The sequence below is a fragment of the Streptomyces sp. NPDC046727 genome (genome assembly GCF_040645635.1).
Classification (GTDB): domain Bacteria; phylum Actinomycetota; class Actinomycetes; order Streptomycetales; family Streptomycetaceae; genus Streptomyces.
Genome location: NZ_JBEYYR010000009.1, coordinates 135,009 through 157,932, shown reverse-complemented (window position 1 = coordinate 157,932; position 22,924 = coordinate 135,009). Strand labels below are relative to the sequence as shown.

The window sequence follows — 22,924 nt, the reverse complement described above, 5'->3', positions numbered from 1 at the left end:
GGGCATGGACTCATTCACTGTGCGCATGGCGCGCTGGAGTGCTCGGCATCCCTGGCGGGCCGTCGTCGGCTGGCTCGTGTTCGTGGTGCTGTGCCTGGGGATCGGCAGTGCCGTCGGCACACACAGCGCGAAGACGGCCGACTACCGGGTCGGTGAGGCCGGCCGGGCGGAGGAGATGGCCGCCGAGGGGCACCTGGAGCGGAGGTCCACCGAGCAGGTGCTGATCTCTTCCCGGGCGGGGGCGCCGGACCGGAGTGCGGCCGAAGCCGCCGCCAGGGACCTGACGGGCCGGATGCGGCGGCTGCCGGAGGTGGCGGGGGTGGCCGAGCCGGTGGTGTCCCGGGACCGGCGGGTCCTCATGGTCGAGGTGGCCCTGAAGGGCGAGGAGCGGGACGCGAAGGACAAGGTCGACGCGCTGGTCGCACAGACCGAGGCAGTGCAGGAGGCTTATCCGCGGCTGCTGTTGGAGGAGACCGGGTCTCCCTCCATCAGCAAGGGTGTCGACCAGCAGCGCGGCGACGACCTGGCGCTCTCCGAGGAGATCACGCTGCCCGTCACGCTGGTCACGCTGTTGGTGGTCTTCGGGTCGGTGACCATGGCGGGGGTGCCGTTGCTGCTCGCGCTCTCGTCGATCGCGGCGGCCGTCGGGCTGTCGATGGTGGCCTCGCATCTCTCCCCCGACGCCGGGGTCGGCACGAACGTCATCCTGATGATCGGCCTCGCGGTCGGCGTCGACTACACGCTCTTCTACCTCAAGCGGGAACGGGAGGAGCGCGCCCGCTCGGGCGGCCGGCTGAGTTCCGAGGCGCTGGTGGAGCTGGCCGCGGCGACGTCGGGCCGGGCGGTCGTGATCTCCGGACTCGCGGTCGTGGCCTCCACCGCGACGCTCTATCTCGCCTCCGACGTCATCTTCTCCTCGCTGGCCACCGGCACGATCGTGGTCGTCCTGGTCGCGGTGGCCAGTTCCCTGACGGCGCTGCCCGCGCTGCTGGTCAAGCTCGGACAGCGGCAGGAGCGCGGGGCGCGGCGCCGTGCCGAGCGCGGGAAGCCGGCGCGCCGGGTGCGCGGCGACGGTGGCGGCCGGGTGTGGGGCGTACTGCTGCGGCCGGCCGGCCGGCATCCCCTGGTCACCCTGTGCGTCTCCGTTCTCGCCCTGCTCGCGCTCGTCACCCCGCTGGCCGGGTTGAAGATCACGGAGATGAGCCGGGACACGCACTCCCGGGAGATCCCCGCCATGCGGGTGTACGACCGGCTCAACGAGGAGTTCCCGGAGCAGCGGGTCACCCACCAGGTCGTCGTACGGGCCGGCGCCGCGCGCTCCGGTGAGGTGGCCGACGCGCTGCGCGAGCTGGCCCGGCGGGCCGGCGCCGATCCGCTGTTCGCCGGTGCCTCGCGCGTCCGGACGTCCGCCGACCACCGGATCAGCACGCTGGAACTGAAGGTGCCGTACCTGGGCAACTCCGAGCAGGCGTACGACTCCCTCGACCACCTGCGGGACCGGTACCTGCCCGCCACCGTCGGCCGGGTCGCCGGCGCGGAGTTCGGAGTGAGCGGGGACGTCGCCCGGTACACCGACTATCCCGCCCACCAGAACGGCAAACTCCCGCTGGTTCTCGGGGCCTTGTTGCTCGTGACCTTCGCGATGACCGTGTACGCGTTCCGCTCGGTGGTGCTGGGCCTGATCGGTGTCTTCCTCAATGTGCTGTCCGCGGCGGCGGCGCTCGGACTGCTCGTCCTGGTCTTCCAGGGAACCTGGGCGGAGGGGCTGCTGGACTTCCACTCCACGGGTTCGATCGGATCGCGCGTACCGCTGTTCCTCTTCGTGATCCTCTTCGGGCTCTCGATGGACTACCAGGTGTTCGTGGTGAGCCGGATCCGGGAGGCCGTGCTCGCGGGCGTGCCGACGCGGCAGGCCGTACTCGACGGCATCCGCCGGTCGGCGAGCGTGGTGACCAGCGCGGCGGTGGTGATGACGACCGTCTTCGTGAGTTTCGTCTTCCTGCACATCATCGAGATGAAGCAGATCGGGTTCGTCCTCGCGGCAGCCGTGCTGCTCGACGCCTTCGTCGTCCGGATCATGGTCCTGCCGTCGGCGCTGCTGCTGCTCGGCGAGGCGAGCTGGTGGCCCTCGCGGGCGGCACGGCGAGCGCCGGCGGTCCCGGCCGAATCCGCCGACGGGCGGCCGGTGGTCGACGTACGTTGATCGGTATGACTGCCCTCACCGACCCCTTGGCCGACGCCTTCTGGGCCACGTCGCTGCGCCGGTGGAACGCGGTGTGCTGGGTCCTGTTCGGTGCGATGGCCGTCGGGCTGGTGACGACCGCCCCGCGGGGCGGGAGCACGTACCAGGCGCTGGCTCTGCTCGGCTGCGTGGTGCTGGCCTACGCCGTTCTCGACCGCTTCCCGGGAAACCCCGTCGTACGCCCGCGGGTCTACCTGTCGGTGCTCGTGCTCGCGCTCGGCGGGCTGGCGTACCTGGGCGGCAGCTATGCGGCGCTGTTCATGGTGACACTGCCGCACTACTGGATGTTCGGACGGACCCCGAGGATGTCCATGGTCTTCCTCGGGCTGGCCGCCGGCGCCACGCTCACCGGGGCCCTGGTCCGGGAGGGCTGGTCGGGGGAGTTCTTCGGCAAGACGGTGGTGTCCATTCTGATCGTGGTCGCGGTGGGTGTGCTGATCGGGCTGTGGGCGCACTCGGTCGTCGCCCAGAGCAGCGAACGCGCGCGGCTCATCGACGAGTTGGAGCGGACGCAGGCCGAACTGTCCGAGGCGCACCAGCGGCAGGGCGCGGCGGACGAGCGGGAACGCATCGCACGCGACATCCACGACACCCTGGCGCAGGGCTTCGCGTCGATCATCGTGCTGGCGGAGGCGGCCCGGGCGGTCCTGTCCGACGATCCGGAGCGCAGCGCCCATCAGCTGCGGTCGATCGAGTCCACCGCCAGGGAGAACCTCGCCGAGGCCCGGGAGCTGGTCGCCTCGGCGCGACAGCCCGGACCGGGCCGCGTGGCCTCAGGCTCGGTGGCCCAGACGCTGCGCCGTACGCTGGACCGCTTCGCGGAGGACACCGGGCTCGCCGTGGACACCGAGCTCGCCGACCTCGACTGCGACCAGCGGACCCGGATCGCGCTGCTGCGCTGCACCCAGGAGTCCCTGGCCAACGTACGCAAGCACGCGCGCGCGTCCACGGTCGGCGTGGTGCTGGTCCGGCGGCCGTACGGGGTGGAGCTGGAGATCACCGACGACGGGACCGGATTCGTGGTGGAGGAGTCGACGGGCTTCGGGCTGGACGGCATGCGCAAACGACTGGCGGAACTGGGCGGGAGGCTCACGGTGACGAGTTCGGTGGGCGACGGGACGCGGATCCTCGCGATGATCCCCTCCGCTGTCACCTCCTCGGACGAGGTGGGGGCATGAGCGAGGGGAGTCTGCGTGTCGTCGTGGTGGACGATCACACCGTGATGCGGGCCGGAGTGGTCGCGCTGCTCGCGGGCGAGGACAGCATCGAGATCGTCGGGGAGGCGGGCGACGGACGCGCGGCGCTGGAACTGGTCGAACGGTACGACCCGGACGTCGCCCTGATGGATCTGCGGATGCCCGTCCTGGACGGGGTGGCGACGACGGCCGAGATCGTCGGCCGGTACCCGCGGACCCGGGTGCTGATCCTGACGACGTACGACACCGACGCGGACATCGAACGCGGGGTGGAGGCCGGTGCCATCGGCTACCTGCTCAAGGACACCACGCGCGAACAGCTCGTGGATGCCATCCACGCCGCGGCACGCGGTGAGACGGTGCTCGCTCCCCGGGTCGCCGAGAAGCTGGTCGCACGGATGCGGCGCCCCGCCCAGGACCCGCTGACCGACCGCGAGACCGAGGTCCTGGCCGCAGTGGCCGACGGTCTCACCAACGCCGAGATCGGCAGACGCCTCGTCATCGGCGAAGCCACGGTGAAGACACACCTGCTGCGCCTGTTCGCCAAGCTCGATGTGAACGACCGGACGAGGGCGGTGGTGGTGGCCATGGAGAGGGGGCTGCTACGGCGACCCTAGGGGCGTACGAAGGCGTCAGCGGTGACCCAGTACGTTGACCACCCGGCCGTTGGGGTCGCGGACGAAGAACCGCCGCACCCCCCACTCCTCGTCCTGCAACGGGTGAACGATCTCCGCGCCGCTCTCCCGCATGACCGCGTAAGCCGCATCCACGTCATCCACCTCGACGCTCATGTCCGGGGTGACCGGCGCCGTCCTGTCGCTCGACATGAAGCTGACCTGCGCCGCCGGATCGGACCGGGCCGCGAGCGTGATGATCCAGCCATGGTTCATGACCTCCTCGAAACCCAGCAGACCGTAGAACGTCCGGCTCTCCTGCACGGCCTCGGACTGGATGTTGGGCACGACACGACGAACGGCCATCGATGACTCCAGACGCATGTACGGGTCTCTGGTCCTCAAAGGAGTACTAGACAGAGCCGACGGGGTGGAGCAGTAGTCCTGTGACGGACAGGCTGCCGACGGATTGCGCGACCGTCGAGACCGTCGCGTCGGCGACAGTGACCGTGTGCGGGGCGGTGGCCGGGTGGGCCAGCCAGCGGGGCATGGCATCGGGGGTGAGGGTGACGGTGGGGTCCGGTGGGAGGGCGGCGCCGTCGAGGGCCGTGACCGTGCCGGACAGCTTGCTGATGTAGAAGGTCACCACGCCCGTCCCGCCTCGGCCTGTGAACGTCGACCTGGTCCCGGGCCCGGTCCGCAGGCGCATCGCCGCGCGGCCTCGGCCCGCGGTCACATCGAGGTCGACGGCGTCCACCGACCGTGCGGTGAACTTCAGTACCCGGACGGGCCCGGCCGCGGTGCGTACGGTGACGGTGCCGCGGAAGGCGAGGGCGCGCAGGACGAGCCGGTCGGCGCGCAGTGTCCAGGGGGTGTTCGCGGGGCGAGCCGGTGGCGGGACGGCGGGTGGCGGTGGGGGTGCGGGGGAGGCCGGCGGCGAGGCCTTCGTGGTGGGGCGTGTGGTGCTCGTCGATGTTCCCCTCGGGCTGGGGAGGGGCGGCGGGGTGCCGGTCGGGTCCGGGACGGTGCTCGTCGGGGTCGGCGCGATGCCCGTCGGGGTCGGCAGGGTGCTCGCCGGTGCCGTGGGGCCGATCGTTCCGGCGAGGGTGGGGAGCGGGTTCGCCGGCCGGGGCGTGGGGAGGTGCAGGGCCAGGGGGACGGTGACCGCGGCCAGGGCGCAGGCGAGGGGTGGTGGCACGCGGCTCGGGGTGTGCCGCTCCGGCTCCGGGGAGCCGGCGGTCCGGTCGGTGTCGTTGTCAGGTGCCACCTGTGCTGTCTTCCGTCGGGTCGGCCGTGGGCAGGTGGTGCGCCGCCGCGGTCGGCGGCTCGGCGGCGGGCGGAATCCAGGCACAGGCCAGGGACCCGCCGATCAGGCCGGAGGCCACGCCGAGGAACAGGCCGCCGAAGTTCACGAGCGGAAAGGAGACGAGGGAGAGGAGGAGGGCCGCGATCCCGGCGAACACCCGCAGGTGGGGGCGGTACCAGAGGGCGAGCCCCAGGGTCATGAGCAGGATGCCGATGGTCAGGGATCCGGCACCGGACGTGGTCGACAGGGCCAGGGGAACGGCGCCCAGGTCGAGGTGCGCGTACGGCCAGTAGATGATGGGCAGCCCGGCCTGGAAGGTGAACAGGCCGGCCCAGAAGGGTCGTTCGCCGCGCCAGGTCCTGAACCTGCGCCGGACCTCCGCCACGGTGAGGGGCGCTGCACGTCGCTTGGTCAGAAGCATTCGTCACGGCCTCGCTTGAGTACGGCGCGCAGACCGGGGACGTCGAACGTGCCTGCGGAGACGGCGACCGCGGTCACGCGCACGTCGGTCAGGGACACCGACTGGGCCTGCTGGCCGGGGAGGTCGGGGTCGAAGAGCCGCGCGTCCCGGTCCCCGGGGCGGATCGGCCCCTTGGTGATGGCTCCCTGCGCGACGCCGATGTCGAGGCCCCTGAAGTTCGCCTGCCCGGCGGACTGGGAAGTCACGTCGAGGAACAGGTTCGACGCCTCGATGGGCCGTTCGTCGCCGCCGGTGAGCCGCAGTGTCTGCGGCCCCAGCACCGGGATGTCGATCACCACGGACTGGCACAGCCCGCTCAGCGCCGCATGGCGGGCTCCGGTGACCAGCACGGGCACGGGTTCGTGCTCCCTGGTCACGTCGACCATGCTGTAGAGGCTGAAGCCGCTGGCGGTCAGCTTGTCCGCGGTGATCTGGAACTTCTCGCCGGAGATGAAGAACGACGCGGCGAGTACGCCCTGCGCCGTGGCGATGCCGAGCGCCGTACAGGCGGCGACGCCAGGGACCAGGACGGCCGCGAAGCGCCTCCAACGGGTCCTGCCCACGCGGTGCGCCATCCGGTCTCCTTCGGTCGTCAAGCGGCCCCACCCGTGCCCGATACGGCAGATGATGTCCCGTTTGCCCGGTGACGGATCTTAGGGTGGTGGAGCCGGCAACCGGCTGCACGTCGGGTCCGCCGGACGGGTGAGGCGACGTTTACTGGGCCCTCCGGGCGACAGTCGCGCACCACCGGCCTGCGGGCCGGACCACGACGGGCGTTGCCTCGTCGAAAATCGCTGTCCTGTTATCTGATCACGGTGATAGACAGCCCCGGTGGAAAAGACTCTGGAGTTCCCCGATCTGCTGCGGCTGATCGATGAGCGGTCGACCGCCTTCCGTGCCGCGGTCGCCTCCGCGCCCAGCCTCGACGTGCAGGTGCCGACCTGCCCCGAGTGGACGCTGTTCGATCTGGCGGAGCACATCGGCGAGGGGCGCCGCGCCTGGGCCGCCACCGTCGCCGCAGGTCCTGCTCCGGCCAAGTCCGCGCCGGAGGGCACCCCGGCCGCGCCTCGGGAGCGCGAGGCCCTGTCGGCCTGGTTGGCCACGTCGACGCAGGAGTTGCTGGCCGCGCTGCGGGAGGCCGGCCCGGACCGCGGTTGCTGGACGTGGTGGGGTGCGTCCCAGTCGCCGCCGACCTGTGGCGCCGTCGCCCGGCACCAGCTCCAGCAGCTCGCGGTGCACACCTACGACGCCCAGGTCACCGTGGGCGCCCCGCAGCCGCTGCCGGACGAGGTGGCACTCGACGGTGTCGACGAGTTCCTGTCCACCTGCGTCGCGACGCCGGCCGCCTGGCCGCACGAGCCCGCCGCCGTCGAGTTCCACGCCACGGAGGGCCACTCCTGGCGCCTTTCGCTCTCCGCCGACGGCGCACGGGCCACTCGTCTTCCCGCGTCCGGCACCTCGCCCGCCACCCCGGCCGACGCCTCCTTCCAGGGCACGGCCGGTGAGCTGGTCCTCGCCCTGTACGGCCGTATTCCGGTGGACTCCCTGAAGGTCGACGGCGACGGACGCATCTTCGACCTGCTTGCGGCCTGGGAGCCGGACGAGTAGGAATCACGGCGGTCACTTCTGGGCGTTGTTGCTGGCGGCCTCGGCGTTCGGGCTGACCAGGCCCCGATGGCGGCCCGCACCGACCGGGCCTCGGCGGTGAGGTCGTGCCCGGCGATCCGCGCCTGGCCGCCATCGGCGGAGATCAGGGTGGACAGGATGTCGACCGCCGTGGTCTTGCCGGCGCCGTTCGGCCCGAGCAGGGAGAAGATCGTGCCCTCCGGGACGGCCAGGTCGACGCCGTCCAGGACGGTCTTGCCGCTGTAGGGCTTGCGCAGCCCGTTCGCCGCGATGGCCAGGTCGGTCATGAGTGCTGCCCCCCTCTTGACCAGTGGCTGCGGATCTACAGGCTGTGGGCGGTGATGTCGCCGTGGGCGGTGGTGGCGCGGATGTCGAGTTCGGCGGTGCCGTCGTTCTTGAGGGCGTTGTTGATGCGGCCGTGGCCGGTGCCGGCGTCCAGGGCGGCCGAGACGCCTGCGGCGGCGGTGACCGAGATGTCCCCGGACTCGGTGCGGAGCACGACCGTGCCGCGCCCGGCCTCGGCGATCCGGATGTCACCGCGTGCGGTGCGGATCTGGGCGGAACCGGCCAGCCGGCCGATCTCGACGTCGCCGTCGATGGCGGTGAGGCGCAGGCTCGCGGCCTCGTCGATCTTGATCTGGTGGTACGCGCCGTCGAAGACGACGTCACCGAGCCGTCCGACACCGCGGAGCTCGGTGCCGGCCGTCTGGCCCTCGACGCGGGAGCCGGCGGGCAGCTGGACGGTGACCTCCACGGCTCCGGAGGGGCCGAAGAGCTGGTTCTTCGCCTCCGGGGCCGCGATCCGCAGGACGCCGTCGCCGTAGGCGACCTCGATCTGCTCGGCCGCCTTCACGTCGCGGCTCTTGGCGGCGTTCGCGGGCCGGATCTCGACCGTGGTGTCGGCCCGGTCGGCGGCGATCAGCTGGACGCGACCGGCGGGGATGTCCAGGACGGCGGAGATCGGGGCGGGAGTGTCGAACTTCTGCATCGTGCTCTCCTGTGCTCGCTCATTGTTTCCGATGACAGAAAAGCTACGTTGCATTCACAGATAAGGCAACAGACTCGTTGCGCGCGATCGACATATGTGCAGTTCAGCACCAAGAAATCGTTGCAACGGTTCTGAATCTAACGCAACAGCCCTCCCCTCATCCGTTGCAATGAGTTGAGCGTGAACGCTATGCTGGCGACACGACACGCCCCGAAGGAGACCGCGATGCCGGGAGGCAGACTCACCCAGCAGGAACGTCAGCAGATCGCGCTGGGACTGGCCGACGGGCTCGCCTACGCGGAGATCGCCAGACGCCTGGACCGCCCGACCTCGACCATCACGCGTGAGGTCATGCGCAACGGCGGCCCCGTCACCTACCGCGCCGACCTGGCCCACCGCGCCACCGAACACCGCGCCCACCGGCGCAGGCAGGCCGCGCCCCGGGACGCGAGCACGCCCCCGCAGGCCCATGGACGCGACGCCGAGGCCGTGCACGCGTACACGGAGACGTTCACCACCCTCTTCATGCAGCAGGGCCTGCCCAAGATGGCGTCCCGGGTGCTGGCCTGCCTCTACACCACCGACGAGGGCAGCCTCACCGCGTCCGCACTCGCCCAGCGCCTCCAGGTCAGCCCGGCGTCCGTCTCCAAAGCGGTCACGCTCCTCGAGGGCCTGAACCTCATCCGCCGGGAACGCGACGAACGCCGCCGCGAGCGCTACGTCGTCGACAACGAACTCTGGTACCAGGGAATGATCACCGCCGCCCGGTCCCACGCCCAGCTCGCCGAGACCGCACGGCAGGGCGTCAGGATCCTCGGCCCCGACACCCCGGCCGCCGTCCGCCTGGAGAACATCGCCCGCTTCGTCGACTTCGTCGGCGAGAGCATGGTCCGCGCGGCGGAGCAGGCCCGCGAGATCCTCTCCACGAAACCCGCAACGACCTCAGAGGGCACTGACTGAGCCACGCTCCCTCATCCGGCCGGATGTCCGGCCCCGGCCGACAGTTCCGCCGCGAATCCGCACAGCCGCCGCCACTGCCCGGCAAGGTCGTGCGGAACCGTGCCGTGCGGTGCCTTGAAGAAGTACGCCAGGTCCGGCAGGAGGCCGAACCGGCCGGCTTCCTGGGCACGGGACACCAGGCGGGCCAGATCGAGGACCAGGGGCGCGGCGAGTGCGGAGTCGAGGCCGGTCCAGGTGAACTCCAGCCGCATCCGCGCGCCCAGGAAGCCGGTGAAGGTCACCAGGTCCCACGCGGTCTTGGCGTCGCCGAGGACGGGCACCTCGTCGATGCGCACATGGCCCTCGGGCAGATAGCCCAGGGTCTCCCGCAGGACGTGCGTCTTGCTCGCGGCCTTGGCGGCACCCGCTCCGGGATCCGCCAGGGTGGCGCCGTCTCCGCCGCCCAGCAGGTTGACGGACGACCAGGAACTGACGGCCAGGTTCCGGCAGGCGAACATCGGGGCGAGGACGCTCTTCACCAGTGTCTCGCCCGTCTTGCCGTCCTGGCCGGCGTAGGGCACGCGCCGGCGCTCGGCGAGCTGGGCCAGTGCCGGCAGCCGTGCCCCGGTCGAGGGCGTGAAGTCGACGTAGCCGCAGCCGGCGAGCATCGCGGCCCAGGCGTACTGCGAACTGGGCGGCAGTACGTCCGCCGCCCCCGCGGCCAGCGCGGCCTCGGTCTCGTGGAGGCTCGCGTGCGCCGGGTGGGCCGGCGCGGCGGGTTCGCTGGACGCGACGTGGACCACGACCGTGCGGGCCAGGCCGTGGTGCGCCGCGAACGCGGCGAGGTCCTCGGCGATGCGCTCGATGTTCCGCCCGGGGTGCGGGTCCGTCGGGGCCGGCCGCAGCGCGGCTTCCGCCCGGTCCAGGTCCCGCGCCACCGCCGTCACCAGCCGTCGCGGCAGGACGTCCTGGTCCGCGAGTTCCTCCGCCTTCTTGGTCCAGGGGACCTCGGTGAGGTCGTGGCCCCCGAAGACGAGATCCGCCACGGCGGGCAGGCCGGCGCCGGCGAACGGCGGCAGCTCCGTCACCATGCCCGTGCCCGCCGCGAGTCCGGCTCTCAGCGCCTGCGCGCCGACGACGGCCGTCGTCGCCACGGATCCGCGCGCCCCGACCAGCCAGACCCCGACACGGCCACCGGCCGTCGCACTCGTTTGTGACATCAGCGTTCTTCCTCGCAGCTCACGGAATTGCCCAGCCGTGGGAAGGCTAGAGGTGCGGACCGGACGAATTCCGTCGGGCGGCTGCCGTGCGCGCCGATTTCTGCGCCGCCCGAGTGAGGAGAAACCGTTTCTTCATTCGACGGGTGACGTCGCAGCGGGTCGGCGTGACCGCCCCGCCCATAAGCTCCGGCACATATTCGTCATCCCGCGCGAAGGGGCGTAGATGGTAGGAGATCTGTCCGCTGTCCAACGTGATGCGGAGGAGAAGGCCGCAGCGGCGATGGAGCGGGACACGGCACATCCGAACATCACCTTCGAAGTCGGTGCCGAGAAGGCCGATGCGGTGGCTGAACTGCTGGCTCAGAACAAGGCGATCGACGTCACCGTGGTGAACACGGTAACCCAGGAGGTCGCCGCCGCCGGTGTTCTCCTGCCCGGCACGACGGCCGGTTCGTCCACAGCGCGCGAAGGGCGGTTCCAGGAATGAGCGTCCTCTCGGTCCCCCGGATGTATTTCCAGGGCGTGGCGGCCTGGCATCCGGCCACCATGAACAACAATGACCACTGGTCCATCTACGACTATGTGAACGCCGATCTGGACTGGGAATTCTTCCGGAAGAATCCCGACACGCAGCACTTCACCCGCGAGAACATCCGTACCGAGTTCCCCAAGTGGGCCCGTACGCTCCGCGAGTTCGAAGTGAAGGACGGCAAGGGAAAACTTCTGGGAAGGGTGCAGGAACCGCCCGCCCGATGGGACTACTACGGCGGCATGGAGTGGGCGTTCCATTCCCGGGACGCCGCGACCCACATCACCGGGACGCAGACCGGACTCGGCGGGCCGGTGCAGGGCGACGGACTGGTCGGTGCCGTCGTCGACATGGTCGGCGACCCCTTTCCCGGCAGGTCCTTCCCGACACCGGCGCGGATGACGGACACCAACCCCAACAGCTTCTGGAGCAGCAACTTCTACGCGCAGCGGTTCCAGATCGGCACGCAGACCGCCCCCGAGCGGTATCTCTCGGGGCCGGTGGAACCCGGGACGTACATGAGCTCCCGCTGGGTGAACTTCCAGCGCAACCTCAACCGGGACGGCAAGCTGCAGGTCGCGGGAATCGCGAGCACGCTCCTCCAGGTGTGCCTGCCCAAGCAGGCCGAGGGCGATCCGCTGCGCATCAACGCGGACGGGTCCGGCATCCTGTCCCGGTTCCAGGAAGAGCTGGAGCGGCCGAGTGTCCGCGGCCTCATGGTCCGCTGCACGGCCTACCTCACCCGGTACTTCACCCTGCCCGAGTTCGCGGACTGCTACGACCCCAACCCCTATCTGTGGACCACCCGGCAGTTCGCCCGGCTGGTCCAGCTGTGGAACGACGACCTGGCGTCCGGGCGGGCACCGACGCAGAACCCGGCGGTCTCCCGGCTGGTCGGCACGGTGGGGCTGTGGACCGGTGACGACCCGTGGGTCACCGCCCCGGGCGGCCGTCATCTGGTGCCCAAGGACACGTTCACGCCCGGCGGCGGGACCCGGCCCGTGGTGCTGGGGCCGGCGGCGGTCGAGACGCATCTCGCCGACCACAGGCGGTACGCCACGATCGACCTCGGCAGCACCGTCCCCGAGATCGACAGCTCGGGGAAGAAGGAGGACCTGGGCACACTGCGCCTGATGCTGCGCACCGACCGGAACGGGCTCGTCCCGGTCGCCGAGATCGAACGCTCCGGGTACGACCAGCAGGCCTACGAGCGCAGCGCCGGCATCGTCGACGTCGAGATCCCCGACACCATCGCGAACGAGGACCTCGCCAAGGGCGCGCTCGAAGTCCACCGCGCGGTCGACGGCAAGACCCTGCTCCGGGAGCGGGAGTACACCGTCGAGACGGACGACCGCAGCCTGTACGTGGACCAGCCGTCGGACGGGAACCCCGTCAAGACGGTGATCCAGGTGCAGGTCCGGCGGAAGGGCGAGGTGCCCGACAACTCCCTCGGCCTGACCGCCGTGGAGTACCGTCCCGAGCCGAAGCCTCCGGCGCCGAACGCCGAGGGCCTGGTCCGGGTGGACCAGGCCGACGACGCCGTCTTCCTGCCCGCCCCGGTCACCGTCACGGTCGAAAAGGGCCTCGGGCACCTGGAACTCCCCCCGCCGGCCCGGCCCGGCTTCGCCGTCATCGCCTTCTTCGCCCCGGGAGAGCAGGCCCCGAAGGAACTCGGCCCGGTCGCGTTCGACGCGATGACCGTGTGCTGGGCCTCCTACACCAACGTGCGGGCGCTGCCCTTCGACAACCTCCTCCCCGCCGAGTTCCGGAGCAGGTGGAGGAGCACGGCGTCGGGCAGCCGCGAGGCCGCCAGGGACGAGGCGTGGAAGTACCTCTACGAGAAGGTGCTGTGCCCCTACGACGTGATCTACCCGTCGATGAAGTACGTCGCCCATCTGGACCTGGGGGACCGCGCGAGCGTCGACGAGAACATCGAGCTGATCGTCGAACTCGCCGACCGGACACTCCTGGAGTCGAACTCCACGCTGTACATGCCGGTCTCGCGTGAGCTGTCCGAAGGAAAGCGCCAGGTGCTGGAGATGTACCGGCACCTGGTCCGAAGCAACTGGGCCCCGGACGCATTGGACGAGGAATGAACGACCAGAACCGGACCGCTGACGGCGACGAGAACGTCGGCAAGGTGCACGGCAGCCACCTCGTCGCCGCGGGCGTGGCCTCCGGTCGCCGGCTGCTCCAGGGCGTCGACGACTTCGTGCTCAACCTCACCGCGTTCGACCGCCAGGCCAGGGTGGGCCTGCGGGCCGAGGTGGTCACCGTCACCCAGAAGATCTACCTCGACTACGTCGCCTCCCAGGTGATGGCCTGGACGCCGGAGGAGATCAAGGCGCTGCGCGGCATCGTCGCCGAGATCGACGCTCTCCTCGCGAAGCGCTGGAACTTCCGCCTGCCGTCGCCGGTCCACCTGGTGAAGACCACCGGCCAGGAGGAAGGCCGGGCGGCGTACACGCGGTCCGACGACACCATCGTGCTGCCCGCCGGGAAGGTGGACACCATCCTGGCCGCCGACTCGGGCGGCGACCCGCTCTTCCCCCGGAAGAACACGACCCCCCTCCGCGATGTGCTCATCCATGAGCTGTTCCACCTGGTGAGCAAGAACAACGACCGCAAGCGGGAGGCGCTGTACCGGAGGATCCACCACGCGGAGACCGGCGTCCCCGTCGAGCTGCCCGACGTCCCGTGGCCGACCGCGGAATCCGACACCCGGATGCCGGACCTGAAGATCACCAACCCGGACACCCCGCTGCTGGACGTGTACGTCGAGCTGACGGTGCCCTCCGACCCCCGGGACCCGGCCTCCCCGCCGGTCACGCGCCAGCTGCTGCCGGTGCTCATGGCGGACGGGCCGTACCGGGGCGGAAGCTTCTTCGACTACCTGACCTGGTACTTCATGGCCGTACGGCAGGAGAGCTCCGGCTGGGTCGCCGTGCTGGGACCGGACGGGCGGCCCCTGATGTACAAGGTCGAGCGGGACAGCGAGTTGTGGAACCAGTACCTGGAGAAGGTGGGGCGCAACACGATGTCGGAGCTCTTCCATCCGGAAGAGGTCATCGCCCAGAACTTCGTCTTCTCGGCCCTGCTGCCCTCCTCGGACCTGCTGACCGACATCAGCGGCATCCTCGCCGAAGGAACGTGACATGCCCCAAGACGTCCCGGAACTCCCTGACATCCACACCCTCCAGCAGCTGCGTGCCAAGCTCCAGGACGCGATCGCGATCGAGTTCGCCACCATCCCGCCGTACCTGACGGGCTGGTGGACGATCCCGAAGAACGAGCAGAGCGCGTACGTCTGCACGAGCATCCAGAAGATCGCGATCGCCGAGATGCGGCACCTGGCCATCGTCGCCAACCTGCTCATCGCCGTCGGCGGTCAGCCCGACGTCCGTGCCGCCGCCCCCGTGTACCCCTGCCGCATCCCGAACCGCGACGATCCGAAGAAGGCGAGCGACAAGCTGGTCCGGCTGCTGCCGTTCGGGGAGGACTTCATCCGGCTCGGGCTGTTCATCGAACAGCCCGACCCGCTGCCCTGCGAGGACATCCCGCTGATCGAGGGGGAGATCTCCGTGGCCGTGGGCCTGGTCGACGAGGTCGGTGAGGGCCACCCGATGCTCGCCGCCGGGTACCCGTCCCTCGGCAGGTTCTACGAGGCTCTCGCGCAGGGGCTGCAGTGGCTGGTGGTGAACTACGGGGCGGACTACGTCTTCCCCAACGGCGGTTCCCGGGAGCGGCAGTACATCCACTTCGGCGGCCAGGAGGACATCAGCATCACCGACCCGAAGAAGGCGGCGAACCTCCTTGAGGACATCATCACGGAGGGCGAGGGATCGTCGTGGACGATCTGGGACGAGAACGGCGACCTCTCCCACTACTTCTCCTTCGCGGAGATGTGGCTCAAGGCCCGCTACGAGTACGGCGACCTGCCGTGCCTGCCCAGCGGGGACCCGGTCGACTGGCCGTCCGACGTGGCCGACATCCCCGCGGACCCGAAGATGGAGCAGTATCGCGGCGACCGTACGGCATGGAGCCTCGCCCACACCTTCAACCGGCTCTACGGTCGGATGGTCGACAACCTCCACATCGGCTTCAGCGGACACCCCGCGCAGGTCGATGCCGCGATCGGGCTGATGAACCAGCTCGAGGAGAGTGCCCGCCGGGTCCTGGACCACACCCTGACCGCGGGCCCCGGCGAGGGCAGGCAGGCCACCCCGACCTTCGAACTGCCCTCCGGCTACCCGCCGTTGCCCGGTGAGTGACGGGTGCTCGACCAGCACCGGCGGCCCCTCCGCGGCTCGCGGGGCGGGCCGCCCCTCCCCTCGTCGCGGTGGCGCGCGGTCGCGGAACTCGTCCGCGCGCCGGCCGCGCTGACCGTCCCGGGCGACAGCCTGGCCGGCGCCGTCGCGGCCGGGCGGCCGTTCGGGGCCCGGACGCCGCTGCTCGGCGCCGCCTCGGTCTGCCTGTACTGGGCCGGGATGGCGCTCAACGACTTCGCCGACCGGGATGCCGACGCCCGGGAGCGCCCCGAGCGGCCCATCCCGTCCGGCCGCGTCCGCCCCGGCTTCGCCCTCGGACTGGCCGCCGGTCTCACCGGCGCGGGCCTGGCACTGGCCGCGGCGGCCGGCGGGGGCCGGGCGCTGCGGGTGGCGGTGCCGCTGGCGGCCACCGTGTGGGCGTACGACCTCCGGGTCAAGCGGCACCCCGTGGCCGGGCCGGTCACCATGGCCGCCGCGCGCGGCCTGGACGTGCTGCTGGGCGCCGGACCCGGCCGGCTGCGCGCCGCGGCCCCGGCCGCCGGGATCGTCGCCGGCCACACCCTCGTCGTCAGCGCGCTCGGCCGCCACGAGACCACCGGGGCGGGCCCCCGGCTGCTCGGGCCCACGCTCTGCGCCACCGCCGTGACGGCCGGGCTGGCCGCCCGCGCCGCGTGGCGCCGGGACGCCGTGCCCCGTGCCGGGGAGCTGCGGCGCCGGGCCGTCGTACTGACCGCGCTCGGGTCGTACGCCGTGCCCTTCGCCGGTCGCCAGCTCGCCGCGTTCTCCGGCCGGCCGCAGTGCCTGCGCCGGGCCGTCTCCGCGGGCGTCGCGGGCATGCTGCCGCTCCAGGCGGCGTGCCTGGCGCGGTCGGGGGCGCCGGCGGCCGGGGCCGCCCTGCTCCTGGGCCACGGGACGGCCCGCCATCTGTTCCGGAAGGTCACCCCCGCATGACTCCCACCCCCTCCTCGTCCCCGCGGTTCGGCTACGGGACCAACGGATTCGCCGGCCACCGCCTGGAGGACGCCGTGGCCGTCCTCGCCGACCTCGGCTACCAGGGCGTGGCCCTGACGCTGGACCACTGCCACCTCGACCCGTTCGCCCCGCACCTGGCCCGGCGCACCGCCGCGCTGGCCCGCCGGCTGCACGGGGCGGGGCTGGCCGTCGTCGTGGAGACCGGCGCCCGCTACCTGCTGGACCCGCGCCGCAAACACGCCCCGACCCTGCTGGACGACGCGCCCGGCGCCCGGCTGGAGTACCTGGGTCTGGCCATGCGCGTCGCCGCCGACCTCGGTGCGGAGGCGGTGTCGCTGTGGAGCGGTACGCGCCCCGCCGGGCTGACTCCCGAGGCCGCCTGGGACCGGCTGTGCCGCGGCTGCTCGTGGGCCGTCGAGGAGGCGGAACGGCACGGCGTCGTCCTCGGCTTCGAGCCCGAGCCGGGCATGCTGGTGGACACCCTGGACGCCTACGACCGGCTCAGCCGCCGGCTCGGCGACCCGCCGCACCTCGGGCTCACCCTCGACATCGGCCACTGCCGCTGCCTGGAGGACGCGCCCGTGCCCGACTGCGTCCGGCGGGCCGGGCCGCGCCTGGTCAACGTGCAGATCGAGGACATGCGGCGCGGTGTGCACGAGCACCTGGAGTTCGGTGCGGGCGAGATCGACTTCCCGCCGGTGCTGGACGCGCTGACCGAGGCCGGCTACCGGGGCCTGGTCAGCGTGGAGCTGCCCCGGCACAGCCACGACGCGCCCGGTCTGGCCGCCCGGTCACTGGCGTTCCTGCGAGCCGCTTGCGCCGCCGTGCCCGCGGGGCCGGCCCGGTGAGCGCGCCCGATGCGCCCGACGGCTTCGGCAACGCCGCGACCCCCACCCTGACGGAGCTGTACACGGCGGTGGCCCGGCAGGCCGGCGCCGGCGCGATGGCCTGGCTGGCGGCGGCCGTCGCGGAAGTGACCGACACTCCGTCCGCCCTCCCCCGGCGCTTCGCCGAGGCCGGCCGGCACTGCGGCCGAGCGGTACTGCTCCGCAACGCCGCCCCACCCCCCGACCCGCCCGCGGGCCCGGTCCCGTTCCCTGACCGCCCCGCGGGCGCCACGCCACTCCGCGCCCAGCCCCCGCGCGCCGTGCCGGACGTCTGTTTGTTCTGGACCGTGGATGACGCGGTCCGGGCCTTGTTGCTGGCGGCGCTCTCCGTGCCGGCCGTCGTGCCGACCGAGCGGGTTGCCGAGCTGTACCACCGGGGGGACGCCGCCGAGCGGCGCGGTGTGCTGCGCTCCCTGTCGGTGATCGACACGGCGCACCACGCGCTGCCGCTCACGGCCGACGCGCTGCGGACCAACGACCCCCGGCTGATCGCCGCCGCCCTCGGCCCGTACGGCGCCCGGTGGCTGGACGGCGCGGCCTGGCGGCAGGCGGTCATGAAGTGCCTGCACTGCGCGATCCCGCTGCGGGCCGTGGCCGGCCTGTCCGCCCGCTACGACGCCGAACTCGCCCGCATGGCCCGGTACCACGCCCGGGAGCTGGCCTCGGCGGGCCGCCCGCTCCCCGCCGACCTGCCCCTGCTCCTCGCCCTCCCCTCACCCCCCACAGGGACCCCGTGCGCATCTTCGACCCCCACATCCATCTGACCTCCCGCACCACCGACGACTACGAGGCCATGCACGCCGCGGGCGTCCGCGCCGCCGTGGAACCCGCGTTCTGGCTCGGCCAGCCACGCACCGGCGTCGGGTCCTTCGCCGACTACTTCGACTCCCTGATCGGCTGGGAGCCGTTCCGCGCCGCCCAGCACGGCATCCGGCACCACTGCGCGCTGGCGCTCAACCCCAAGGAGGCCAACGATCCGCGCTGCACCGGAGTCCTCGACCTGCTGCCGCGCTACCTCGCCAAGGATTCCGTGGTCGCCGTGGGGGAAGTGGGCTACGACTCGCTCACACCCCAGGAGGACGAGGCCCTCGCGGCCCAGCTGGCACTCGCCGCCGAATTCGGCCTGCCCGTCCTCGTCCACACCCCGCACCGGGACAAGCTGACCGGCACCCGGCGCACGCTCGACGTCCTGCGCGAGTCCGGTCTCCCCCCGGAGCGGGTCCTCATCGACCACCTCAACGAGGAGACCGTCGGCGAGGTCGCCGGCACGGGCTGCTGGATGGGGTTCTCCGTCTACCCGTACACGAAGCTCGATCCCGCGCGCACCGCACGGATCCTCGCGCACCACGGCGTCGAGCGCATGCTGGTCAACTCGGCGGCCGACTGGGGGCGCAGCGACCCGCTGAGCACCGTGCGCACCGCCGAGGCCATGCGCGCCGCCGGCTTCGACGAGGACCGGATCGAGCGGGTCTTCTGGGACAACCCGGTGGCCTTCTACAGCCAGAGCGGAAAGTTGGAGACGGACATTTCGGTTCCGGGGGGTCCGCGGGCGGCCGGTCAGCCGGTCCCCGCCGCCACCTACCTCGGCAACTCCCTGGCCCGCGGCGGCTGACGCCCGCCTGCCGACCCCGCGGACGACCGGAAGAAGGACGCCAGCACCATGCGCCTGCGCCACCCCGACGGAACCATCCTCCATCTCGCCCACTGCACCAACGTCCACCCCGCCGAGGACCTCGCCGGGGTGCTGCGCCAGCTCGACACCTGTGCCGAGCCCGTCCGTGCGCGGCTCGGCACCGACCGGCTCGGTCTCGGCCTGTGGCTGGCCCGGGAGGTGTCCCGGGAGCTGGCCGCCGACCGGGGCGCCACCGACCGGCTGCGCCGCGAACTGACCGCGCGCGGCCTGGAGACCGTCACCCTCAACGGCTTCCCCTACCGCGGTTTCCACGAGCCCGTCGTCAAGAAGGCCGTCTACCGGCCCGACTGGACCGACCCCGAGCGGCTCGCCCACACCCTCGACCTGGCCCGTGTCCTCGCCGCGCTGCTGCCCGACGACGCGGCACGCGGCAGCATCTCCACCCTGCCCCTGGGCTGGCGTACGCCGTGGTCGGCACGGCACCACGACGCGGCGCTGCGCCATCTCGACCGGCTGGCCGAGGGGCTGGGCAAGCTCGCCGTGGAGACCGGGCGGGAGATCCGCGTGGGCCTGGAGCCCGAACCGGGGTGCGCCGTGGCCACCACCGCCGACGCCTGCGCCCGCCTGGGCGGCCGTATCGACCCCCGCCATCTGGGGGTGTGTCTGGACGCCTGTCACTTGGCCGTCGACTTCGAGGAGCCCGGCCCGGCGCTGCGCCGCCTGGCCGAGGCGGGGCTCCCCGTCGTCAAGGCCCAGCTCTCCGCCGCCCTCGAAGCCGGGGAGCCGGCGCGGGCCGAGGTGCGGCGGGCGCTGGCGGCGTTCGCCGAGCCCCGCTTCCTCCACCAGACCCGGGCGGCCGGGGCCGGACCCGCGCCGCACGGCTGGGACGACCTCCCCCTCGCCCTCCGGGACACCGGCACGGCGTACGACCCGGCGGGGCCCTGGCGCGTGCACTTCCACATCCCGGTGCACGCCGACCCCGTACCGCCCCTGTCCTCGACCCGGCCGGTGCTCGACCGGACCATCCGGGAGCTGGTGGCCGGCCCGCGCGCCGTCACCGATCACCTGGAGGTCGAGACCTACACCTGGTCGGTGCTGCCTCCCGCCGGCCGCCCGGCCGACGCCGACGGCCTGGCCGACGGCATCGCAGCCGAACTGGCCTGGACCCGCGACCGGCTCGTCGCCGCCGGACTGGAGGCCCTCGCGTGAGCCGTGCCAGGCCCCTGCTGGTCCTGAACGTCGCCGCCCTCACCCCGCGCCTGCTGCGCCACATGCCCCGGCTGCGGAGCCTCGCCGACGGCGGACGCCCGGCCTCCCTCACCCCCGTCTTCCCGGCCGTGACCTGCACCGTCCAGTCCAGTCTGCTCACCGGGCTGTACCCCCGCGACCACGGGATCGTCGGCAATGGCTGGTACTTCCGCGAGCTGGGCGAGGTCCTGCTGTGGCGCCAGCACAACCGGCTGGTGCGCGGCGAGAAGGTCTGGGAGACGGCCCGCCGCCGCTTCCCCGGTCACCGCACCGCCAACATCTGCTGGTGGTACGCGATGGGCGCGGGCACCGACATCACCGTCACCCCGCGGCCCGTCTACCACGCCGACGGCCGCAAGTCCCCCGACTGCTACACCGTGCCCGCCGGTCTGCGCGACGAACTCACCCGGCGCCTCGGGCCGTTCCCGCTCTTCCACTACTGGGGGCCGGCCGCCTCCCTCGCCTCCACCCGGTGGATCGTCCGCGCCACCCGGCACGTCCTGCGCACGGCCGCCCCCGACCTCACCCTGGCCTATCTGCCGCACCTCGACTACGACCTGCAGCGCCACGGCCCCCACGGCGACGAGGCCCGGGCCGCCGCCGCGGAACTGGACGCCGCCGTCACCCCTTTGCTGGACTTCGCCCAGGAGCGCGGCATCACCGTCGTCGCGCTCTCCGAGTACGGCATCACCGCCGTCGACCGCCCCGTGCACCTCAACCGCGCCCTGCGCGAGGCCGGACTGCTCTCGGTCCACACCCAGGCCGGCATGGAGTACCTCGACCCGGTCACCTCCCGTGCCTTCGCCGTCGCCGACCACCAGGTGGCCCACCTGCACGTCCGGGACCCCGCGGACGTGCCGCACGTGCGGAACCTGGTGGCGGCGCTGCCCGGCGTCGCCCGCGTCCTGGACGAGGCCGGCAAGGCCGAACTCGCCGTCGACCACGCCCGGTCCGGTGAGCTGGTCGCCGTCGCGGACAGCCGTTCCTGGTTCACGTACTACTACTGGCTCGACGACGCCCGCGCACCGGACTTCGCCCGCTGCGTGGACATCCACCGCAAGCCCGGCTACGACCCGGCGGAACTCTTCATGGACCCCGCCGACCCGCTCATCAGGCTGAAGGCCGCCGGTGCCCTGCTCCGCACGCGCCTCGGCCTGCGCGCCACCCTCGCCGTGGTCCCGCTGGACGCCACGTGCGTACGCGGCAGCCATGGCCGGCTTCCCGACGACCCCGAGGACGGCCCCGTCCTGCTCTGCTCCGACGCCACGGCCGTGGACGCCCGCGCGGGCCACTTGGCCGTCGACCTCCCCCGCCTGCTGCTCCGCCTCGCGGGACCACCCGGGGACGTGCCGCCTGCTGCATCGGTATGACCGGTGTCACCGGAGCGGGGGACTCAGCGGGCCGTACGTCCGGGACGGGTGTCAGATCACTCGTAGACGACCAGGTGACTCCCTGGTGTCACCACGGCTGGCAGGAGGATCGAGGATGCATCCCACTCTGAAGCGCCTGATAGGCACCGGCGCGGCGGTGGCCGCCTGCGCGGCGGCCCTGCTCGGTCCCGGCGCGGGCAGCGCCGGTGCCGCCGAGCGCGCGCACTGCGACCGCGCCGAACGGGACATGTGGAGCGAGGGGCCCGGCACCGACGTGATCGGCCATCACTGCAGCGTCCCGGACCAGGACCACCGCTGGTACCGGATCGACGTCGACTCCCTCGTGCAGACCTACTACAGGACGGAGTACCTGGACGGAGGAGTGGCACGGAAGAAGACCGTGCACGACGAGACCGTCCGGTGCCTGGGCCATATCGCCGAGAAGGACACGGTGCACTGGTTCGGCTGCGTCCCCGGCTGACGCCCGTCCCCGGCCGCCGCGACCGAGGTCCTCAGGGCCTACGCGGTCAGGGCGCGGCGCAGGACCGTGCCGAGGGCGGCGACCTGCCGTTGCGAGACCTCTGCGGACAGGACCGCCTGTGATCCGTGGAACGTGCCGGGCCACTGGTGCAGTTCGACCGGTACGCCCGACCGGAGCAGGCGCAGCGCGTAGCCGATGCCCTCGTCGCGGAGCGGGTCGAACTCGGCGGTGGCGAGGTAGGCGGGCGGCAGGCCGGACAGGTCGGTGGCGCGGGCCGGGGCGGCGTACGGCGTGGCCGGCCCGGAGCCCAGGTAGTGCCGCCAGATCGCGGAGACCTTGTCGCGGTACAGCCACGGGGTGTCGGTGAAGTTCCGAGCCGACCAGGTGTCCTGCCGGTCGTCGAGCCCCGGCTCGTTGAGCAGCTGGAAGCGGATCGGCGGCCCCTGCCGGTCGCGCGCCAGCAGCGCCAGTGCCGCGGCGAGCCCGGCTCCGGCGCTGTGCCCGCCGACCGCGATCCGCGCCGGGTCGATGCCGAGCCCGGCCGCGTGCTCGTACGCCCAGGCGAGTACGGCGTAGGCGTCGTCCAGGGCGGCCGGGAAGGGGTGCTCGGGGGCCAGCCGGTACTGCACCGAGATCACCACCGCGCCGGAGGCGTCGGCGAGCCGGGTGGCCCACGGGTGCTCGGTGTCCAGGTCGCCGAAGACGAATCCGCCGCCGTGCAGCCAGACGAGGGTGCCCCGGGCCCGGTCCGGGCGGTAGATCCGCACCGGTACGTCCGGGTCGGCGGGGACCGTGCGGTCCTCGATCTCCAGGCGGGAGGTGTCCGGGGCGGGTCTCGCCGCGGCACGCTCGGCATAGTCCTTGCGTGTGCCGGCCACGTCGGTCAGGTCGTCCTTCGGGAACAGCGGGAGAAACGCTTCGAGTTCGGGATCCATGCGGCTCATG

Annotated in this window: 23 protein-coding genes and 1 pseudogene; 16 read left to right on the top strand and 8 right to left on the bottom strand. The window is 72.3% G+C overall.

Going from position 1 to position 22,924, the window contains the following annotated elements:
• Positions 1-4: 4 nt before the first annotated feature.
• From ABZ937_RS13990 to ABZ937_RS13980, 3 genes are read left to right on the top strand one after another with little or no spacing between them, the layout of a single operon-like run.
• Positions 5-2,203, top strand: coding sequence for an MMPL family transporter (locus ABZ937_RS13990; RefSeq protein ID WP_361690605.1), 2,199 nt, complete (start codon positions 5-7; stop codon positions 2,201-2,203).
• Positions 2,204-2,208: 5 nt separating this feature from the next.
• Complete coding sequence (locus tag ABZ937_RS13985) at positions 2,209-3,420, top strand: sensor histidine kinase (protein WP_361690602.1); 1,212 nt, start codon at positions 2,209-2,211, stop codon at positions 3,418-3,420.
• Positions 3,417-4,055: a response regulator transcription factor gene (locus ABZ937_RS13980; protein ID WP_361690599.1), complete on the top strand. Its 639-nt coding sequence runs from the start codon at positions 3,417-3,419 to the stop codon at positions 4,053-4,055. The genes ABZ937_RS13985 and ABZ937_RS13980 overlap by 4 nt, the downstream gene beginning before the upstream one ends.
• A gap of 15 nt (positions 4,056-4,070) precedes the next feature.
• Here ABZ937_RS13980 and ABZ937_RS13975 read toward each other — a convergent pair whose 3' ends face one another.
• From ABZ937_RS13975 to ABZ937_RS13960, 4 genes are read right to left on the bottom strand one after another with little or no spacing between them, the layout of a single operon-like run.
• Complete coding sequence (locus ABZ937_RS13975; protein ID WP_361690897.1) at positions 4,071-4,418, bottom strand: VOC family protein; 348 nt, start codon at positions 4,416-4,418, stop codon at positions 4,071-4,073.
• Between the two features lie 46 nt (positions 4,419-4,464).
• The gene (locus tag ABZ937_RS13970) at positions 4,465-5,319 is read right to left on the bottom strand and encodes a hypothetical protein (RefSeq protein WP_361690596.1); all 855 of its coding nucleotides are present in this window, start codon (positions 5,317-5,319) and stop codon (positions 4,465-4,467) included.
• Positions 5,309-5,779: a DUF6114 domain-containing protein gene (locus tag ABZ937_RS13965; protein ID WP_361690593.1), complete on the bottom strand. Its 471-nt coding sequence runs from the start codon at positions 5,777-5,779 to the stop codon at positions 5,309-5,311. Before ABZ937_RS13965 ends, ABZ937_RS13970 begins: the two co-directional genes overlap by 11 nt.
• A complete protein-coding gene (locus tag ABZ937_RS13960; RefSeq protein ID WP_361690590.1) occupies positions 5,770-6,393 on the bottom strand; it encodes a DUF6230 family protein in 624 nt (207 codons plus the stop codon). Before ABZ937_RS13960 ends, ABZ937_RS13965 begins: the two co-directional genes overlap by 10 nt.
• 256 nt (positions 6,394-6,649) lie before the next feature.
• On the opposite strand from ABZ937_RS13960, the gene ABZ937_RS13955 reads away from it, so the two are divergent.
• Positions 6,650-7,426 carry a maleylpyruvate isomerase family mycothiol-dependent enzyme gene (locus ABZ937_RS13955; RefSeq protein ID WP_361690587.1) on the top strand — a complete coding sequence of 259 codons (777 nt, stop codon included), beginning with the start codon at positions 6,650-6,652 and terminating at the stop codon, positions 7,424-7,426.
• Between the two features lie 44 nt (positions 7,427-7,470).
• Here the strand turns inward: ABZ937_RS13955 and ABZ937_RS13950 are convergent.
• Together ABZ937_RS13950 and ABZ937_RS13945 are read right to left on the bottom strand one after the other, a co-directional pair.
• Positions 7,471-7,731: pseudogene (locus ABZ937_RS13950) on the bottom strand (ATP-binding cassette domain-containing protein); the annotation flags it as partial.
• Positions 7,732-7,766: 35 nt separating this feature from the next.
• Entirely contained in the window at positions 7,767-8,432 is a 666-nt protein-coding gene (locus ABZ937_RS13945; RefSeq protein WP_361690584.1) for a DUF4097 family beta strand repeat-containing protein, read from the bottom strand.
• A 225-nt stretch (positions 8,433-8,657) separates the two neighbouring features.
• Between ABZ937_RS13945 and ABZ937_RS13940 the strand changes: the two genes are divergently transcribed.
• The gene (locus ABZ937_RS13940) at positions 8,658-9,392 is read left to right on the top strand and encodes a helix-turn-helix domain-containing protein (protein WP_361690581.1); all 735 of its coding nucleotides are present in this window, start codon (positions 8,658-8,660) and stop codon (positions 9,390-9,392) included.
• A gap of 11 nt (positions 9,393-9,403) precedes the next feature.
• On the opposite strand, the gene ABZ937_RS13935 is transcribed toward ABZ937_RS13940, so the two are convergent.
• Positions 9,404-10,591: an inositol-3-phosphate synthase gene (locus tag ABZ937_RS13935; protein WP_361690578.1), complete on the bottom strand. Its 1,188-nt coding sequence runs from the start codon at positions 10,589-10,591 to the stop codon at positions 9,404-9,406.
• A gap of 223 nt (positions 10,592-10,814) precedes the next feature.
• Here ABZ937_RS13935 and ABZ937_RS13930 point away from each other — a divergent pair, with 223 nt between their 5' ends.
• From ABZ937_RS13930 to ABZ937_RS13880, 11 genes are all read left to right on the top strand, one after another.
• On the top strand, positions 10,815-11,078 hold the full coding sequence (locus tag ABZ937_RS13930; RefSeq protein WP_361690575.1) for a hypothetical protein: 264 nt from the start codon (positions 10,815-10,817) through the stop codon (positions 11,076-11,078).
• Positions 11,075-13,216, top strand: a complete 2,142-nt coding sequence (locus ABZ937_RS13925) for a hypothetical protein (RefSeq protein ID WP_361690572.1) — start codon at positions 11,075-11,077, stop codon at positions 13,214-13,216. Before ABZ937_RS13930 ends, ABZ937_RS13925 begins: the two co-directional genes overlap by 4 nt.
• Positions 13,213-14,274: a hypothetical protein gene (locus tag ABZ937_RS13920; RefSeq protein ID WP_361690569.1), complete on the top strand. Its 1,062-nt coding sequence runs from the start codon at positions 13,213-13,215 to the stop codon at positions 14,272-14,274. Before ABZ937_RS13925 ends, ABZ937_RS13920 begins: the two co-directional genes overlap by 4 nt.
• A 1-nt stretch (position 14,275) precedes the next feature.
• Entirely contained in the window at positions 14,276-15,391 is a 1,116-nt protein-coding gene (locus ABZ937_RS13915) for a ferritin-like protein (protein ID WP_361690566.1), read from the top strand.
• A 3-nt stretch (positions 15,392-15,394) separates the two neighbouring features.
• The gene (locus tag ABZ937_RS13910) at positions 15,395-16,339 is read left to right on the top strand and encodes an SCO3242 family prenyltransferase (protein ID WP_361690563.1); all 945 of its coding nucleotides are present in this window, start codon (positions 15,395-15,397) and stop codon (positions 16,337-16,339) included.
• A complete protein-coding gene (locus tag ABZ937_RS13905) occupies positions 16,336-17,208 on the top strand; it encodes a sugar phosphate isomerase/epimerase family protein (protein WP_361690560.1) in 873 nt (290 codons plus the stop codon). The genes ABZ937_RS13910 and ABZ937_RS13905 overlap by 4 nt, the downstream gene beginning before the upstream one ends.
• Positions 17,205-18,011, top strand: coding sequence for an EboA domain-containing protein (locus ABZ937_RS13900; protein ID WP_361690557.1), 807 nt, complete (start codon positions 17,205-17,207; stop codon positions 18,009-18,011). Before ABZ937_RS13905 ends, ABZ937_RS13900 begins: the two co-directional genes overlap by 4 nt.
• Positions 17,981-18,859, top strand: coding sequence for a TatD family hydrolase (locus tag ABZ937_RS13895; protein ID WP_361690554.1), 879 nt, complete (start codon positions 17,981-17,983; stop codon positions 18,857-18,859). Before ABZ937_RS13900 ends, ABZ937_RS13895 begins: the two co-directional genes overlap by 31 nt.
• Before the next feature lie 48 nt (positions 18,860-18,907).
• A complete protein-coding gene (gene eboE, locus ABZ937_RS13890) occupies positions 18,908-20,089 on the top strand; it encodes a metabolite traffic protein EboE (protein WP_361690551.1) in 1,182 nt (393 codons plus the stop codon).
• On the top strand, positions 20,086-21,498 hold the full coding sequence (locus tag ABZ937_RS13885; protein WP_361690548.1) for a nucleotide pyrophosphatase/phosphodiesterase family protein: 1,413 nt from the start codon (positions 20,086-20,088) through the stop codon (positions 21,496-21,498). Before eboE ends, ABZ937_RS13885 begins: the two co-directional genes overlap by 4 nt.
• Before the next feature lie 115 nt (positions 21,499-21,613).
• Positions 21,614-21,979, top strand: coding sequence for a hypothetical protein (locus ABZ937_RS13880; RefSeq protein ID WP_361690544.1), 366 nt, complete (start codon positions 21,614-21,616; stop codon positions 21,977-21,979).
• A 38-nt stretch (positions 21,980-22,017) separates the two neighbouring features.
• On the opposite strand, the gene ABZ937_RS13875 is transcribed toward ABZ937_RS13880, so the two are convergent.
• The gene (locus ABZ937_RS13875; RefSeq protein WP_361690541.1) at positions 22,018-22,914 is read right to left on the bottom strand and encodes an alpha/beta hydrolase; all 897 of its coding nucleotides are present in this window, start codon (positions 22,912-22,914) and stop codon (positions 22,018-22,020) included.
• Positions 22,915-22,924 lie beyond the last annotated feature (10 nt).